The sequence below is a fragment of the Paenimyroides marinum genome (genome assembly GCF_900108395.1).
Lineage (GTDB): Bacteria > Bacteroidota > Bacteroidia > Flavobacteriales > Flavobacteriaceae > Flavobacterium > Flavobacterium marinum.
In genome coordinates, this window is the sequence record NZ_FNXE01000008.1 from 37,543 (window position 1) to 54,944 (window position 17,402).

Genomic DNA, 17,402 nt, shown 5'->3' on the forward strand with positions numbered 1-17,402 from the left:
TTTAATCGCTATTGAAATTCGTAAATAATTAATCCGTTTCTTAATTTGGGTTCAATATAAGTACTTTTGGGGGGCATGGTTAAATTGTTGTCTGCCAATGTTTTAATTTCTTCGATAGATGACGGATACAAAATAAAACCTACTTTATATTCGCCATTATCAATTTTATTGACTAACTCCACAATGTTTTTGTTACCCGGAATATAGGTAATTCTGCTGTCGGTTCTTAAATCTTTAATATTTAACAATGGATGCAAAATGGTTTCATATAAAATCTGGGCATCTAAATGTTCGATCACATTGTCTGAATCGGGAATGTTTTTCAATGTTAACGAATAAAAAATACCGTCTAAATACATTCCAAAACTATATTTTTTGTGAGGTTTCCAATATTCGTGTACTTTTTCAACAGTAAAATCCTTTTTCAAAATATGTAAAAATTCATCAGATTCCATTCCGTTTAAATCATGAATCAATCTGTTGTATTCGTTAATCTGGATCTTTGTTTCGCAAATCAGATAACTCATAAAATAATTCATATTGTCGCTGGCTCGTTCTCCGTTTTCTTTTAGCAGCAAATCTGAAGTAGCCGATCGGTGATGCCCATCGGCTATGTACAAATTAGGAAATTTATCAAATGTATCTTTTAAAAAATTCAGCTCCTCTTCAGTATCAATTTTCCAAACCACATGGCGTTCGCGATTGGTGGTCGAAAAATCATACAAAGGTGTATCTAACATTTTTTTTGTCATCCAGTGTTGTAATTCTTCACAATCGGGATACATCATTAAAACCGGTTCGGTATTAAAACGTGTTTCATTAAAATAATCCTTTAAATTTTCAACACGATATTGTAAAGTATTTTCGTGTTTTTTAATGACGTTATTTTGATAATCTTGCAGCGAAGTTCCAGCTAAAATACCTATAAAATTGTTCTTTTTTGTTTTGATTTGATACAAAAACATAGCAGGTTTTTCGTCTTGAAGCAAAATTCCGTCGCGTTTAAAATCAGAATATTTTGTTGCTACCATTTGATAACGACGAATAGGATCGATTTTTTCCTGATTGATGTATGCAAAATTTACAATGTGTAAAAATGAAAACGGATTAAAATCTAACCACGAAGCCAATTCTGCTGCGGAATATTCGTCATACGGACGGGTAGTCACCAATGCTACTTTATCTGCCGATGGACGTACCGCTTTAAAAGGAATTATTTCTGCCATGATGTTTTTATAGTAAAAAGTCTTAAGGTCGAAAGTTTATAATGACAATAATATTTGACTTTATGATATTTGATTTTTTATGTAAACGTCTTAAAATCTAAAGTTTGTAATAATACAATAACCGACTTTAAGACGTTTGTCATTTGAACTTTAAGACTTGAATTGTTTCGAAACTTTGTCTGCTTTCTTGCTTTCTGCGTAATCGTAGAAACCTTCGCCCGATTTTACACCTAATTTTCCTGCCATTACCATATTTACTAACAATGGGTTTGGTGCATATTTAGGATTTTTAAAGCCGTCGTACATTACGTTTAAGATAGAAAGACAAACATCTAACCCAATAAAATCGGCTAACTGAAGCGGTCCCATAGGGTGTGCCATTCCCAATTTCATTACCGTATCAATTTCTTCCACCCCGGCAACTCCGTTATAAAGCGTTTCAATGGCTTCGTTGATCATAGGCATTAAAATGCGGTTTGCCACAAATCCCGGGTAATCGTTTACTTCAACAGGAACTTTCCCAAGGGTTTTGCTTAAATTGTAAATGGTGTCAAATGTTTCTTTTGAAGTAGAATATCCTTTGATGATTTCAACCAGTTTCATAATTGGCACCGGATTCATAAAGTGCATACCAATTACTTTATCTGCTCTTTTAGTGACTGCAGCAATCTGCGTAATGGAAATAGAAGAGGTGTTGGTAGCTAAAATTACATTGCTGTTAGTCAGTTCTTCTAACTGTTCAAAGATTTTTAGCTTTAAATTGATGTTTTCAGTAGCTGCTTCTACCACTAAATCAGCACCCGCTACACCGTCTTTCATATCGGTATAAGTAATGATGTTTCCAATGGTTTTGTGTTTGTCATCTTCAGAAATTGTTCCTTTAGCAACCATGCGATCCAGGTTTGTTGCAATGGTTTTCATTCCGCGTTCTAAAGAAGCGTCTGAAATATCGATTAATTTAACGGTGAATCCGCTTTGAGCAAACGTATGGGCAATTCCATTTCCCATGGTTCCGGCTCCTATAACTGCTATTGTTTTCATTTATTTTAGTTTGAATTTTATTTGTTTAATTTGTGATTGACTTCGTTAGAATCTTGTTTAATTATTTGTATCTAACCTCAATTGTGAAGGTTTTATTTTCCAAAACAATCAATAATTCTGTGGGCAATTCTCAATGCTTCTGTGCCGTGTTCTAATGTAACAATCGGAGTTGTGTTGTTATTGATGGCATCGGCAAAAGTTTCTAATTCTTCTAAAATAGCATTGTTGGTTTCCACTTTTGGATTGTCAAAATAAATCTGTTTTTTTACGCCTTCGGCATTTTGAAGGATTAAATCAAAATCTCCTGGAATTTCAGGAGCATCTTTCATTTTTACTACTTCACAGATTTTATCCAGATAATCTACCGAAATATAAGCATCTTTTTGAAAGAAACGTGCTTTGCGCATATTTTTCATCGAAATCCGACTCGAAGTTACGTTGGCAACACAGCCGTTTTCAAATTCGATACGTGCATTGGCAATATCGGGGGAATCGCTGATAACTGCCGTTCCTGTAGCGTGGATATCTTTTACTTTTGATTGAACAACAGATAGAATGGCGTCAATATCATGAATCATCAAATCTAAAACCACAGGTACATCAGTTCCTCTTGGATTAAATTCTGCCAGGCGGTGTGTTTCAATAAACATCGGATTTTTGATTTTATCCTTAACTGCCTTAAATGCCGGGTTGAATCGTTCTACGTGTCCCACCTGTCCTTTTACATTATATTCTTTAGTCAACCGTATAATGTGTTCGGCTTCTTCTACCGTATTTGAAATGGGTTTTTCTAAAAAGATATGTTTTCCGGACTTCACTGCCTGAACTGCACAATGGTAATGAGAAAGGGTGGGGGTAACAATATCAACCACATCAACTGCAGCAATTAATTCTTCGATGGTATTAAATGCTTTGTATCCAAATTCTTCAGAAACTTTCTCAGCATTCTCGTTGATAGCATCATAAAAACCAACCAATTCGTATTTTGACGATTGGTTTAATAACCGTAAATGGATTTTTCCTAAATGACCTGCGCCTAAAACGCCAATTTTTAACATAATGAATGTTTTTTACAAAGTTAAAATATATTTGAAAATCGAAGGGCTTTATAACGTGAAAGTTACCCGAAAGTTAAAAATAATACGTTTAAAAGCGTATGTAAACTCTGAAATATTGCGTAATTTTGGTTTTAAAAGTAAGTAGATAAAAGTGAAAGATACGGCAAAACATCAAGGATTAAGAAATCAATTGGTTCAAATATTAGCTCAAAAAGGTATTTACGATAAAAATGTATTACAGGCAATGTCGCAAATTCCCCGTCATTTATTTTTAGAATCGGGTTTTGAAGATTTTGCGTATCAAGACAAGGCGTTTCCCATTGGTGCCGGGCAAACCATTTCACAACCTTATACAGTGGCATTTCAAACACAGTTGTTACAGTTAAAACCCGATGATAAAATCTTAGAAATAGGAACGGGATCAGGCTACCAAACGGCGGTTTTGTGTAAAATGGGTGCCAAAGTGTTTACCATTGAGCGCCAAAATGAGCTGTACAGAAAAACATCGGTTTTATTGCCAAAGTTGGGTTATCGGCCGCGTGTTATGATGTTTGGCGATGGTTATAAAGGATTGCCTGCCGATGCACCGTTTGACGGTATCATTGTTACTGCTGGTGCTCCAAACATTCCGCAGCCTTTAATGGCACAATTGAGAATAGGAGGCAGGTTGGTGATTCCCGTGGGCGAAGAGAAACAGATTATGACGTTGCTGATTCGTACTTCTGAAACACATTTTGAACAACACGAATTTGGAGATTTTCGTTTTGTTCCCATGCTGGAAGATAAGAATAAGTGATTTTTGAGTATAAATAAAAGGTTTAGTACACGATAAAAATTATAATTGCCACAGATGCACAGATTTATATTTTTAATTTCTTTAAAATTACTATAATGTACACAGATAATTTCGACGAGTCGAAATTTTAAAGACTTCAGAATTAAGTGCAAAGCATTTATTTGTGTTCATTTTTGATTGTAAGGATCAAATTTCATTTGTGTATCTGTGGCTAAAAAACAGGATAATCTGTGGCTTATTTTTTTGTCGTGTACTGTTATAAAAAAAGTTTAAATTGCACTATTTATACCCCGTTGCACCACAGGTTGTTTATATTATATTTCTAAAGACGAGCGGTAGAATTTATTTAACAAAGAAAATATAATTAACAATTGTTTCCGTAAATTTAATAAAGAGTATTAAAATGACATTTGATGAAATAAATGATAAATTAACCGACTTTCAAAATTATTTATTAGTTTCTATTTCTATAGAAAAGTTAACGAGCATCTATTTAGAAATAGCTTTTTTAAAATCAGAATTACATCAGATCATACATTTTTGTAATGATGAATATGAAAAAAAGAAGGTTATTACGTCTTTAGAAAAAGCATTAGCTTTACAAAATATATCATATACGCAAATTACCGATTATTATAATTCTAAAAAAGAAAATATCATTAATGATTTAGAAATTGAAAAAAGATATATTGAGAAAGAATTGGAAAGCCAGATAAATGAAGCTATTTTGTTTAAAGAATTTTGTAAATTAATTCTTCCAAAAAAAGAATTTTCTAAAATTAACGAACTTACCAAACATTGTAAAAGCCTTAATGTTAATGCAAAAAATTATATTTTTGAAAAAATGTTTGAAACACTAAATTTTGATGAACGAGCTGGAGATATTATACAAGATTAAGAATAGTATTATTGCTTCTAATGATGAAAAGACATTAATTGATTTGGAAGTTAATCTAAAACATTACATCAATCTAAAAAGTTATGTTGTAGAAAATACTGAGGAATATTCTGAATTGGAAATTAAGAATATAAAAAATGTGATTTCGATAGGCACAGCCTACCAAAAAATTATCAATTGGAAAAAATACAATATTCAGCTTGATAAAAGAGTAGCGGCAATTAATTCTTTAGCAAATTCTAAAAAAGAACTATTTGATATTTTTGAAACAACAAAACAAACGATACTTTCTAATTACTATGATTTTGAAAAATTGAAAGCAGAAAATGCCATTTTGAGATCAGAATTAGCTAAATTAAATCAACAAAAAGATGTGTTTTTAAATCAACAAAAAGAATTATCGGACCTGCCTATTGGTGTACACCCTAATAAAATGCATCGTTTGAAAGAAGTTAAAGATTTGAAAAAAATACGTCGAAAAATAGAAAAAATGTCAGAAGAGCTGTTTTCGTATTTAGATGAAAAAATACAGAAGAACGAATTGTAAATCTTATATTTTCAAGAAAAATACAGAGAACCACATTTTTTTCGTAAAAAATAAAAAAAGCTTTATTAGTTTTTCTAATAAGCTTTTTTCAATCGGTCTAAGTTAATTTTATTTTCACGGTCTTTAATGGTTTCGCGCTTATCGTAGAGTTTTTTACCTTTTGCCAGTGCAATTTCCACTTTTGCCAGACCTTTTTCGTTAGTAAACAAACGCAGGGGAACAATGGTTAAACCTTTATTTTGTACGCTTTTGTGTAAAGATTTTAATTCTTTTTTATTAAGCAACAGTTTTCGTTCGCTTTTTGCCTTATGGTTGTAATGCGTTCCAAAAGAATATTCTTCAACGTGCGAATTAATCATAAACAATTCACCGTTTTGAAATTCGCAGAAACTATCAGCAATGGAAGCTTTCCCTAAACGGATAGATTTAATTTCGGTTCCTGCCAAAACAATTCCCGCAGTATATTTTTCAATAAATTCGTATTCAAACTTAGCGCGTTTGTTTAATATGTTTATACTTTTTTGCATGTTGCAAATGTAGTAAAAGTTCGTGTTTTGTAAAATTATTTGTCTTTTTTCCAGATAGAATAAATAATGGCGATCCCTAAAATCCCCGAAATTAAAAATCCTATCAGACCCAAAAACGAATTTCCGAAGAAAAGAGGTGGAATTTTTGCCATCATTAAGATAGAAGAACCAATGGATAAAGCAGCAATAATAATAGCATAGGTTAAACGGTTCGATGCATTCTGCAGCGTTTTACGCATATCTTCCAAACCTTCTACTTCAAAATTCACTTTTAATTTATCGTCTTTTATCTTCTCTAACAACATGGTTAAATCATCAGGTAAATTTTGAAGATTTGATGCCAGTATTTTCAGGTGTTTTATTGATTTTTGGGCAATTTGTTTGGGACCGTATTTTTTTAAAGCCAGCTCATTGGCATACGGACGCATGCTTTCCATAACGTTTAAATCGGGATCTAACTGCTTGCCAATGCCTTCAATAATGGATATGCCACGCAGTAACAAATAAATAAATTCGGGCATCAACACCCGGTTATTTGCCATAATCGATTTTATTTTTGCTACAATATCGTTTACATTGATTTCATTTAGCGATGAATGTTCCAGCATGTGGAAAATATCATAAATATCACGTTCCAATGTTTTTTCATCTTCAATATGATACTCAATTGCCAGGCGTTTTGTTAAACGGATAATTTTTTTAGCATCCTGCATTAAAAAGCTTTCAATAATTCCTTCTAGCAGTTCCATATCCCCTTTCATAATTTGTCCCATCGAACCAAAATCAATGAAACAAACCTTTTGGTTAGTCATTATAAAGACATTTCCCGGATGGGGATCGGCATGGAAAAAACCATCTTCTAAAACCATTTTCATAAACAAAACAATGCCTAATTGAGCGACATCTTTTGGCAACATTCCGTTTTCAATGATTTTTTCTTTGTTGTTGACCTTAAAACCATCAATAAATTCCATTGTCAACACGTTATTGTTTGATAAATCTTTGTAGGTTTCAGGTACGTAAACTTCAGGTCGGGAATCAAAATTTTTACGGAATTTCTCAATATTGTGAAATTCGTTGGTTAATGATAATTCCCGGTTCATATTGTTTTCGAATGAATTGATTAGCTGTTTTAAACTCATTCTTCGGGCAGCATCGTAATTTTTTTCAAGGATGGATGCCAGATCCTTCATAATCATAATATCAGACCGAATGATTTCATCGATCGTGGAACGTTTTACCTTGATAACGACCTTTTCACCATTGATTAGCCGCGCCATATAAACCTGGGAAATCGATGCGGAAGCGATGGGAGTGGGATTGATGTATTCAAAATGTTCTTTGGGATCGATTAAAAGTTCATCGGACAGTTTTTGATAAATATCCAGTTCTTCTGGTGGAACATTGTCTTGTAATTCGGCTAATTCAGCAATCATTTCAGGCGGGAGAATGTCTTCGCGGTTGCTGAACATCTGACCTAATTTTACATACGTAGGACCTAATTCTTCTAATACTAACCGCACTCTTTTATAAACACCCAACTTAAAAATTTCTTCGCCGCGTTTTGATCTTACAAAACCTTTTGGCAGAAATTTTTGTGCACTTGTACGTGCAATAATATCATCAAAACCATATTTTGATAAAATGCTGATTACGCTGCCAATACGTTTAATTTTCCTGATTTGATTCATAGCTTTTTACTTGATGAAAAGGTATAAAAAAAGTAGCAAGGTATTTCTTACTACTTTCTTAAAGTTTTGTGATATTAATTTTTTAGAGAAGAATTGGTGTTTTTAACCGTTACCTTCAACTCATCTTCATCTTTTATTTTATCCATCAGCAATACATCGTTTTCGTGAATGTTTCCGTTGATGATTTCTTCGGCTAACAAATCTTCGACATATTTTTGAATGGCACGTTTTAAAGGTCGTGCACCATATTGTTTATCAAAACCTTTATCGGCAATGAAATCAAGGGCTTCAGCAGTTAATTCTAATTGATAGCCCAAATTGTTTACACGCTGGTACAATTTTTCAATTTCAATGTTGATGATTTTGTGAATGTCTTCTTTTTCTAATGCATTAAAAACAATTACATCATCGATACGGTTTAAAAATTCAGGTGCAAACGCTTTTTTCAAAGCATTTTCAATAACCGATTTAGACAATTCTTCTTGTTGTTCTTGTTTTGATTTGGTTCCGAAACCAACTCCGGTACCAAAATCTTTCAACTGGCGTGCACCAATGTTAGAAGTCATAATGATGATGGTGTTTCTAAAATCGATTTTTCTGCCTAAACTATCGGTTAAATGTCCGTCGTCTAAAACCTGTAACAACATATTGAACACATCAGGATGCGCTTTTTCAACCTCGTCTAACAAGATCACCGAATACGGTTTTCTACGCACTTTTTCGGTTAGCTGACCGCCTTCTTCATATCCAACATATCCCGGAGGTGCACCAACTAAGCGTGAAATCGCAAATTTTTCCATATATTCGCTCATATCAATACGTATTAAAGCATCTTCAGAATCGAAAATTTCTTTAGCAATTACTTTAGCTAACTGTGTTTTACCAACACCGGTTTGACCTAAGAAAATGAATGAGCCAATGGGTTTGTTAGGATCCTTTAATCCGGCACGGTTTCTTTGGATTGATTTGGCGATTTTAGCCACCGCTTCGTCCTGACCAATAACTTTTCCTTTAATGGCATCGGGTAAAGTAGCCAGTTTTTTACTTTCAGCTTGTGCAATTTTATTCACCGGAATACCTGTCATCATTGAAACAACATCGGCAACGTGTTCTTCGGTAACAGTAATTTTATTGTTTTTAGAATCTTCTTCCCAACGTTCCTGCGCCACGGCTAAGTCTTTTTCAATGCGTTTTTCATCATCGCGTAAAGCAGCGGCTTCTTCGTATTTCTGACGTTTAACGGCATCGGTTTTTTTGTCGCGGACTTCTTCTAATTCTTTTTCAAGTTTTAAAATATCGTCCGGAACTTCAATATTCGTAATATGTACACGCGATCCTGCTTCGTCTAACGCATCAATGGCCTTGTCCGGTAAAAAACGGTCAGTCATATATCTGCTTGTTAATTTTACGCAAGCTTCAATGGCTTCTGGTGTATAAATTACATTGTGATGATCTTCGTATTTAGGTTTGATGTTGTTTAAAATAATAATGGTTTCCTCTTCAGAAGTAGGTTCAACAATTACCTTTTGGAATCTACGTTCCAACGCACCGTCTTTCTCGATATATTGACGGTATTCATCTAAAGTGGTTGCACCAACACATTGAATTTCGCCACGAGCCAATGCCGGTTTAAACATGTTTGAGGCATCTAACGAACCGGTTGCACCGCCAGCACCAACAATGGTGTGAATTTCATCAATAAAAAGAATGATATCATCGTTCTTTTCCAATTCGTTCATCACGGCTTTCATTCGCTCTTCAAACTGACCGCGGTATTTGGTACCGGCTACTAAGCTTGCTAAATCTAAGGTAACTACACGTTTGTTGAACAAAATGCGCGACACTTTCTTTTGAATGATTCGCAAAGCCAGACCTTCGGCAATGGCAGATTTACCAACACCTGGTTCACCAATTAACAACGGATTGTTTTTTTTGCGGCGCGATAAAATCTGTGATACGCGTTCAATTTCTTTTTCACGACCCACAACAGGATCTAATTTGCCTTCTTCGGCAAGCTCTGTTAAATCACGACCAAAGTTGTCTAATACCGGAGTTTTAGATTTTTTACCCGCTTTGTTACCTGCTGACGGATTGTTGAAATTATCTGACATACTGTCACCTCTTTCATCATCATCAAAAGCACTGTTTAGTGGTTGTTCACTCAGCGATTCGGAATTTGAAAGCAAGCTTACAAATTCTTGTTTTGCGTTGTCGTAATCAACTTTGCAACGATTTAATAGAATTGTGGTTGGATCTTCGGTATTACGAAGAATCGACATTAAGATATGACCTGTGTTGATCATATCGGTTTTATATAATTTTTTTTCCAAAAAAGCTCTTTTTAAGGCATTTTCGGCTTGTTTTGTAAGATGAATGTTCTTTTTTTCGGTGTTTATAATTTTATTAGGGTTTTCCGGAATCAATGCTTCAAAGCGGTTTTTCAGAAAATCTAAATCAATTGATAAGTTTTGTAATATCGTGATTGCTTCGCCCTGGCTTTCGCGCAAAATACCAAGCATGATATGCTCTGTACCAATATAATCGTGCCCTAAACGTAAAGCTTCATCTCTACTAAAGGTAATTACTTCCTTTACTCTTGGTGAAAAATTATCGTCCATTTTTATAATATTTAGGGTTTGTTACTTTAACATATCAAAATCTGTACCTTAATTTTTTTTGTCAGTTGTTTTGATATTAACTAATATAAGAAGTTTTTTATTATTCTGCGAGGTTTGAATTATTTTTTTGAGTTGATATAAAAAAATAAGTCCAGTTTATTTACTGGACTTATTTGAAATATTTTATACTAATTAATTTAATATAAAATTAAAACTAAAAGAATAAAATAACTTTCTGTAAGATAATGTAGCATTGCTGTTATCGTAAAATTGAATATGTGTGATATCTCTGTTTGCAAATGTATACCCTAAAGATAATCTAGGTTCTATATTTATTGTTTTTGATTTGAACAAATAACTTACACCTGTATTTATATAAAAATTAAATCTTTTGTCATTGCTAATTTCTTCTGTCGAAAGTATCTTAATCCCATCTTTATTTTCATATATAAATGGTGCATAATAACCTGGATTTCTTTTATAAACAGTACCTATCCCAAAAAAAGGTCTAAAATTATTATTTAACTTTTTTATAATATTAAATTCTAAATCCCAGTAACTATCGGTATAAAATTCGTCAAATTTATAATCCTCAAATTCTTTATAATTTAAATTATAAGATTTTGAAAATTTTTGACGACTGTAAGTTAAAGAAACCTGCAAATCTATTGATTCATGTTCACGTCGTATAAAGAAACCTGCTTTTAAAGGTATTGCAGGGTATATTGCAATATCAAAAATATTTGGTTCGTTTTTGGTTAAAAGTAGATCTATACCTGCTCGTGCACCAAATTTATATTTTGATTGAGAATAAGCCGACGATGTTGAAGCTAAAAGCAGTATTGAATAAATTATAATTTTACGCATTATTTAGAAAGTTTTATGAAAATAACGTAAAAATTTAAATAATATTATTGAAGATAAAATATTTTAAACTATTTAATAAAAAAATAAGCCCGATATTATATCGGACTTACTATATATTTGATTAGAATTATCTGAATTATGATAACGCTTCTTTAACGCGATCTGATGCTTCTTGGAATTCGATAGCCGATAAAATTGGCATACCAGACTCGTCGATAATTTGTTTTGCTAAATCGGCATTTGTTCCTTGTAAACGTACAATAATTGGCACTTTAATATCGTCGCCCATGTTTTTATATGCATCAACAATACCTTGAGCTACACGGTCACAACGAACAATACCACCAAAAATATTGATTAAGATTGCTTTTACGTTTGGATCTTTTAAAATAATACGGAAAGCGATTTCAACACGTTTAGCATCTGCAGTACCACCTACGTCTAAGAAGTTAGCCGGTTCAAAACCTGCATACTTAATTAAATCCATAGTAGCCATTGCTAAACCTGCACCATTTACCATACAACCAACAGTTCCGTCTAAATCAACATAGTTTAAACCTGCTGCTTTAGCTTCCACTTCAATTGGACGTTCTTCCGTAGTATCGCGCATTTCTGCGTAATCTGCATGGCGGTATAATGCGTTGTCATCTAATGTAACTTTTGCATCAACAGCAATGATTTTATCATCTGATGATTTTAATACCGGGTTGATTTCAAACATTGAAGCATCACAACCAACATAAGCTTTGTATAGTGCATCAACGAATTTAACCATTTCTTTGAAGGCAGCACCTGACAAACCTAAGTTGAAAGCAATTTTTCTTGCTTGGAAACCTTGTAACCCTACAGATGGTTCAATTTCTTCTGTAAAAATTAAGTGAGGTGTTTTTTCTGCAACTTCTTCAATATCCATTCCACCTTCGGTAGAATACATAATCATATTTTTCCCGGTTGCTCTGTTTAATAAAACAGACATATAGAATTCAGAAGTTTCGCTATCACCAGGGTAATAAACATCTTCTGCAATTAATACTTTATTTACTCTTTTACCGGTTGGAGGTGTTTGTGGAGTAATTAAATCCATTCCAATAATTTGACCTGCAATTTCTTTTACCTGGTCTAAATTTTTTGCCAATTTAACACCGCCGCCTTTACCACGACCACCAGCATGAATTTGTGCTTTAACCACATGCCAGCCTGTACCTGTTTCTTCTGTTAACTGTTTTGCTGCTGTTACTGCTTCTTCTGCTGTATTAGCTACATGACCGCGTTGTACACGTACGCCGTAACTAGCAAGTATTTGTTTACCTTGAAATTCGTGTAAATTCATTACCTATTGTTTTTTAGATGTACAAAAATATAAAACTTGTTTTAATTTGCCTAAGGAAAATGAAATATTGTTGTTTTATAAACGAATAAAACAAAAAATATCTAATTTTGAGGATGTTGAGCGGTTTTATGCTCTTAAAATTTTTTCGATTTTTTTACCTTTTGCAAGCTCGTCAATCAGCTTATCTAAATATCTTACTTGCTTTGTTAACTGATTTTCGATTTCTTCAATCCGATAGCCACAAATTACACCTTTTATTAAATGTGCATTAGGGTTTAATGTTGCTTTTTCAAAAAATGTTTCAAATGTTGCTTTATCGTTTATAAACTTTTGCAGTTTCTTTTCGTCAAATCCTGTAAGCCATTCAATTACCTGATGTAACTCTTCTTTTGTTCTGCCTTTGCGTTCAACCTTCGTAATATAATGCGGGTAAACGGAAGCAAAGGTCATTTTAGCAATTCGTTCGTTATGTTCCTGTGTTGTATTCATTGTTGTATTAAACCATTAAATCTAACGGATCGTTTTCATTTGTACTTTCTGCGGTGTTTGGTTTTTCTTCGTTTTCTTGTTTAAAACCAATTTTATTAATCGGTACTTTTTTTGCCTGATATGATTCTAAATCCGCTTCTAATTCTAAAACTCTGTGGGGAAAATCTTGTCCTACGCTTTGTTTTGCTTCTATTAGAAAAATGGCACAACGTTTTAAATATTCGGCAGTTAATTTGGCTTTTGCTTCGTTAAATGACGCTCTTAAAACTTTGTCGCTTAATTCGATATTTTTAGTTTCATCTTTTCGGTGCAATGCATATAAACGCTTTTTTAACGATTGCGTAAAATCAATAATCATGGTATTTGAAAACAATCTCATTTCAGCAGCAATTGGTTCCCAAAAGGTTTTTGATAAAGCGTTATGCTTTTTCAAAATTTCAAGTAAAGGAGAGTTTTCAACCAAATTTTCGGTTAAATGATAAATGATTAATTGAGTACGTTCGTCAGAATTTGGCGGAAATATAGGTATTTGCATATCAAATCTACCCGGAGCTAAAACTTCATCATTAAATAAATTTAAAATTTCGGCTGATCCTACCATTAACAATTCCTGATGAATGTCTTTTTGAGTGTGTCGTAAAATGGTGTTGATTAACTCAATATTTTCTGCAAAAAAATTCTGTTCCCCTTTTTTACTCAACAATTCATCTAACGAATCGATGAAAAGCAGCGTTTTGGGATGTTGCATTTTTGAATTTAAAAAATGTGTGAAGGAGTTTTTGTTTGTTTTTAAATTTCCGGCAAGATAATCCTTATAAACGTGGACAAAATCGTATCCAATCATTTGGGCAATTTTACGTGCCCAGAATATTTTACCACTTCCCGGCGGACCATATAAAACAATTCCTGCCGGTTTAGAAATCCCCCAGATAGTTGACTGATCTTTGTTTATAAACGGATCAAGCATATCGTTTAAATGAAAATACAAATCGGTGTATCCCACTAAACGTTTGTTGGCATAGTTATCTGTTTCCGGAAAAGCTTCGTCGATAAATTTGTATTCACCACCGATATATAAATGAATCAAATAACTTGACAAATTGGTTTTTATGTTTTGAGCAACTTCTGCCGGAATTCCGTTTGATACAAAGAAATTTAAAACATCTTCTTCTTTTACATTGATGGTTTTTGCAATATCAGCAATGGTTTTTTCTTTAGAACGATCTTCGGCATATTTTTTTAAAAAATCGATATTTTTCAGCGTAAACTGATGAAAATCTTCTGTAACATTAAATTGTTCATCGATACAAAATCCTAAATCGATATTGAAATCATAAATAAAATTTTGTAAACTTTCTAACGATATGTTCAGCTGGTCTGATAAGTCTTTTAATTTCATTTTTTTCTTTTAAAGGTACTAAAAGTGTTTTTATTTTTTTAATATTTCCTCCATCTTAGCAATAATATCATCTTGCGATTGATAGTTGGTGTTAATAAACGTGCTGTTGTTGCCATAAGGTGCATAAACCTCTGTTCGGGTAACCGAAAACAACCCAATGGTTGGTGTTAATGCGGCACTGCTTAAATGCATCATGCCCGAATCGGCAGCTACAACCATTTCACAATTTGCCATTAAAGAAGCTATTTCACGAATGTCTTTACTGTAATAGGTAGGTAATTTTCGTTCTAATTGAGAAATATCTTCAACCGGTAAAATTTCAATTAAATTAAAATCGGTTACGTATTTTGGATAGAACTTTTCATAAAATGCCGACCACCATTCTACCGGATAACATTTTGCACCTGTGGCGTACGTAAAAAAAGCGATGGTTTTTCTTTGATCACCTTTGGTTACAGCCAATAAATCATTTTTTCCTTTCTCTTTCTCTTCTGCCGACAATTTTAAATCTAACACAGGAACACCACCATTTTGCGGTTGTTGATGAAGGATTTCCATAAATTTACGGAAATTATATACCGGATATTTTGAAATATGATCAAAATCGTCGTATTTATTCTTCAATTCTTCAAAATCATCACCATAAAATTTAAAATCAGCTGACGGAATGATTGTTGAGATCCTTCCCGATGAGGATCCTTTTTCTACATTAATAACCAAATCGTATTTTGTGCGTTTTAACGAAAACCAAACTTTTAGATATTCTGAAAAATCTTTCATTGGTTTTTTTGGTAATTCGATAATGTTTTTAACCTGCGGATAATTTTTAAAAATAATTGGGGTAATTTTTCCTTTTACAAATAAATCGATGGTGCAGTTGGGAAACGTGTTGATGATTTCCTGAACAAGGGGCGTAATTAAAAGCATATTTCCCAAACGGTGATTTGGACGACTGATTAACACGCGGTTTACTTTAAAATTAGCGGTTTTTTTCTGCATTTCGCTAATTGATTTTTTACCGATATTATGTGTTAGCGAATGCATTATTTTTCTGCGAACAATATTTGCTTTTGATTTGAAGCTCATTTTTAGTCAGGAAAAGTTAGTTTTTATTTTTAGGATTAAATTCGTTTTCACGATGCGTGGTGTAAAGATAGATATTGGTCATAAAAAACCAGATAAATCCAAACAAGAACCATTTTAAAATATCGGTTGTGCGTACAATGGCTTTATTATATTCTTGCAACAGGTTTAAAATTTGGGCATCGGTTTTAATATCGTTAACCGTTTCAGGGTACCCAAATGTTTCCAATGTAGGTGTTAACGGAACGCAAAGCCATAAAACCACAGAATAAATTCCGAAAAGAATTAATGAAAGTTTCATTTTTTCAAAGGCATCAACGTTTTTATTTTTAAATTTTACAAAATAAGCTATTAAGTACATTAAAAATAAAAGGGCGACAACATATATAATAGGAATTTCTTTAAACATATCAAATATATTTTTAAGGGCTAAAGTTAGCTAAAATATATAAATTTTCATTTTTAAAATGGTACAGAGTAGATGATATAAAAAAACGCCCCAATTTATCGGGGCGTTTTTAACTATTTTATTTTTCAAACTCTTTTAAAGTATCAGTAATGATGCGAACACAATCTAACAATTGTTCTTCGTTCATCACTAAAGGCGGAGCAAAACGAATAATATTTCCATGTGTAGGTTTTGCAAGCAATCCGTTATCGCGTAAACGCAGACAGATATTCCATGCAGTATCGCTGTCTTCTGAATCATTAATTAGAATGGCGTTTAACAAACCTTTACCGCGAACCGTTGTACAAATAGTAGAATTCTGAATGTACTCGTTTAATTTTTCTCTGAATAAACGACCTTGTTTTTCTGCGTTTTCTGCAAGATTTTCATCGATAACAACATCTAAAGCAGCCATTGCCACTGCTGCTGCTAAAGGATTTCCTCCAAAAGTTGAACCATGCTGTCCCGGTTTTATTACGTTCATGATTTCATTATTTGCCAAAACGGCCGAAACCGGATACATTCCGCCAGACAATGCTTTTCCTAAAATCAACACATCGGGTTTAACATTTTCATGATCAACTGCCAATAATTTCCCTGTACGGGCAATTCCTGTTTGAACCTCGTCTGCAATAAACAGCACATTATTTTCCTTACATAATTGGTAAGCCTCATTCAAATATCCATTATCAGGAACATATACCCCGGCTTCGCCCTGAATGGGTTCAACCAGGAACCCTGCAACGTTTTTACCGCTGATAACTTCTTTTAATGCCTGAATGTTGTTGTAAGGAATACGAACAAAACCTTCGGTATATGGACCGTAATTTTTGCGTGCGTCAGGATCGTTAGAAAAAGAAATAATGGTTGTGGTACGTCCGTGGAAATTGTTTTCACATACAATAATTACCGCTTGTTCTTCAGGCAGATTTTTTACTTCATATGCCCATTTTCTGGTAAGCTTAATAGCTGTTTCAACAGCTTCGGCTCCCGAATTCATTGGTAAAACTTTGTCAAAACCAAACAGTTTCGCAACTTTTTCTTCGTAAACACCTAATTTGTCGTTGTAAAACGCACGTGAAGTTAACGTAAGCTGTTGTGCCTGATCTGTTAATGCTTTTACTAATTTTGGATGACAGTGTCCTTGATTAACTGCTGAATAAGCTGATAAAAAATCGTAATATTTTTTACCTTCTACATCCCAAACAAAAACGCCTTCACCCTTTGTAAGTACAACCGGAAGCGGGTGATAATTATGTGCTCCGTATTTTTCTTCTAATGCAATTGCATCGTTACTTGTTAATAAACTATTCATAAGATTTTAGTTTACGTTTAAAATAAGCCATTCCTACTTATTAGGAGAGAAATCATCCTGTGGAAGTGC

Annotated in this window: 16 protein-coding genes; 3 read left to right on the plus strand and 13 right to left on the minus strand. The window is 33.3% G+C overall.

What is annotated here, in order from left to right; translation table 11 throughout:
* Window positions 1–8: 8 nt before the first annotated feature.
* The 3 genes from BLW20_RS04275 to BLW20_RS04285 form a co-directional block, all read right to left on the minus strand.
* Window positions 9–1,226, minus strand: coding sequence for a DUF1015 domain-containing protein (locus tag BLW20_RS04275; RefSeq protein WP_091096709.1), 1,218 nt, complete (start codon window positions 1,224–1,226; stop codon window positions 9–11).
* A 150-nt stretch (window positions 1,227–1,376) separates the two neighbouring features.
* The gene (locus tag BLW20_RS04280; RefSeq protein ID WP_091096711.1) at window positions 1,377–2,267 is read right to left on the minus strand and encodes a 3-hydroxyacyl-CoA dehydrogenase family protein; all 891 of its coding nucleotides are present in this window, start codon (window positions 2,265–2,267) and stop codon (window positions 1,377–1,379) included.
* 92 nt (window positions 2,268–2,359) lie between these two features.
* The gene (locus tag BLW20_RS04285) at window positions 2,360–3,325 is read right to left on the minus strand and encodes a Gfo/Idh/MocA family protein (protein ID WP_091096713.1); all 966 of its coding nucleotides are present in this window, start codon (window positions 3,323–3,325) and stop codon (window positions 2,360–2,362) included.
* Window positions 3,326–3,476: 151 nt separating this feature from the next.
* Here BLW20_RS04285 and BLW20_RS04290 point away from each other — a divergent pair, with 151 nt between their 5' ends.
* The 3 genes from BLW20_RS04290 (at window position 3,477) to BLW20_RS04300 (ending at window position 5,566) form a co-directional block, all read left to right on the plus strand.
* A complete protein-coding gene (locus BLW20_RS04290; RefSeq protein WP_091096715.1) occupies window positions 3,477–4,121 on the plus strand; it encodes a protein-L-isoaspartate(D-aspartate) O-methyltransferase in 645 nt (214 codons plus the stop codon).
* A gap of 403 nt (window positions 4,122–4,524) precedes the next feature.
* Window positions 4,525–5,019 carry a hypothetical protein gene (locus tag BLW20_RS04295; protein ID WP_091096717.1) on the plus strand — a complete coding sequence of 165 codons (495 nt, stop codon included), beginning with the start codon at window positions 4,525–4,527 and terminating at the stop codon, window positions 5,017–5,019.
* A complete protein-coding gene (locus BLW20_RS04300) occupies window positions 4,988–5,566 on the plus strand; it encodes a hypothetical protein (protein ID WP_091096719.1) in 579 nt (192 codons plus the stop codon). Before BLW20_RS04295 ends, BLW20_RS04300 begins: the two co-directional genes overlap by 32 nt.
* Window positions 5,567–5,640: 74 nt before the next feature.
* Here BLW20_RS04300 and smpB read toward each other — a convergent pair whose 3' ends face one another.
* From smpB to rocD, 10 genes are all read right to left on the minus strand, one after another.
* Window positions 5,641–6,093 (minus strand): SsrA-binding protein SmpB, encoded by a 453-nt coding sequence (gene smpB, locus BLW20_RS04305; protein ID WP_091096721.1) that lies wholly within the window; start codon window positions 6,091–6,093, stop codon window positions 5,641–5,643.
* A gap of 35 nt (window positions 6,094–6,128) precedes the next feature.
* Window positions 6,129–7,784: an ABC1 kinase family protein gene (locus BLW20_RS04310; RefSeq protein ID WP_091096723.1), complete on the minus strand. Its 1,656-nt coding sequence runs from the start codon at window positions 7,782–7,784 to the stop codon at window positions 6,129–6,131.
* Between the two features lie 74 nt (window positions 7,785–7,858).
* A complete protein-coding gene (locus BLW20_RS04315; RefSeq protein ID WP_091096725.1) occupies window positions 7,859–10,402 on the minus strand; it encodes an ATP-dependent Clp protease ATP-binding subunit in 2,544 nt (847 codons plus the stop codon).
* A gap of 192 nt (window positions 10,403–10,594) precedes the next feature.
* Window positions 10,595–11,269, minus strand: coding sequence for a hypothetical protein (locus BLW20_RS04320; RefSeq protein WP_091096727.1), 675 nt, complete (start codon window positions 11,267–11,269; stop codon window positions 10,595–10,597).
* A gap of 136 nt (window positions 11,270–11,405) precedes the next feature.
* A complete protein-coding gene (sucC, locus tag BLW20_RS04325) occupies window positions 11,406–12,599 on the minus strand; it encodes an ADP-forming succinate--CoA ligase subunit beta (RefSeq protein ID WP_091096729.1) in 1,194 nt (397 codons plus the stop codon).
* Window positions 12,600–12,725: 126 nt separating this feature from the next.
* Entirely contained in the window at window positions 12,726–13,088 is a 363-nt protein-coding gene (locus tag BLW20_RS04330; protein WP_091096731.1) for a DUF2200 domain-containing protein, read from the minus strand.
* 7 nt (window positions 13,089–13,095) lie between these two features.
* Window positions 13,096–14,487 carry an AAA family ATPase gene (locus tag BLW20_RS04335; RefSeq protein WP_091096733.1) on the minus strand — a complete coding sequence of 464 codons (1,392 nt, stop codon included), beginning with the start codon at window positions 14,485–14,487 and terminating at the stop codon, window positions 13,096–13,098.
* A gap of 30 nt (window positions 14,488–14,517) precedes the next feature.
* Window positions 14,518–15,573, minus strand: a complete 1,056-nt coding sequence (locus BLW20_RS04340) for a glycosyltransferase family 9 protein (protein ID WP_091096735.1) — start codon at window positions 15,571–15,573, stop codon at window positions 14,518–14,520.
* A gap of 16 nt (window positions 15,574–15,589) precedes the next feature.
* Window positions 15,590–15,871 carry a hypothetical protein gene (locus BLW20_RS04345; RefSeq protein ID WP_143037734.1) on the minus strand — a complete coding sequence of 94 codons (282 nt, stop codon included), beginning with the start codon at window positions 15,869–15,871 and terminating at the stop codon, window positions 15,590–15,592.
* A gap of 226 nt (window positions 15,872–16,097) precedes the next feature.
* Window positions 16,098–17,333, minus strand: coding sequence for an ornithine--oxo-acid transaminase (gene rocD / locus BLW20_RS04350; RefSeq protein ID WP_091096740.1), 1,236 nt, complete (start codon window positions 17,331–17,333; stop codon window positions 16,098–16,100).
* Window positions 17,334–17,402 lie beyond the last annotated feature (69 nt).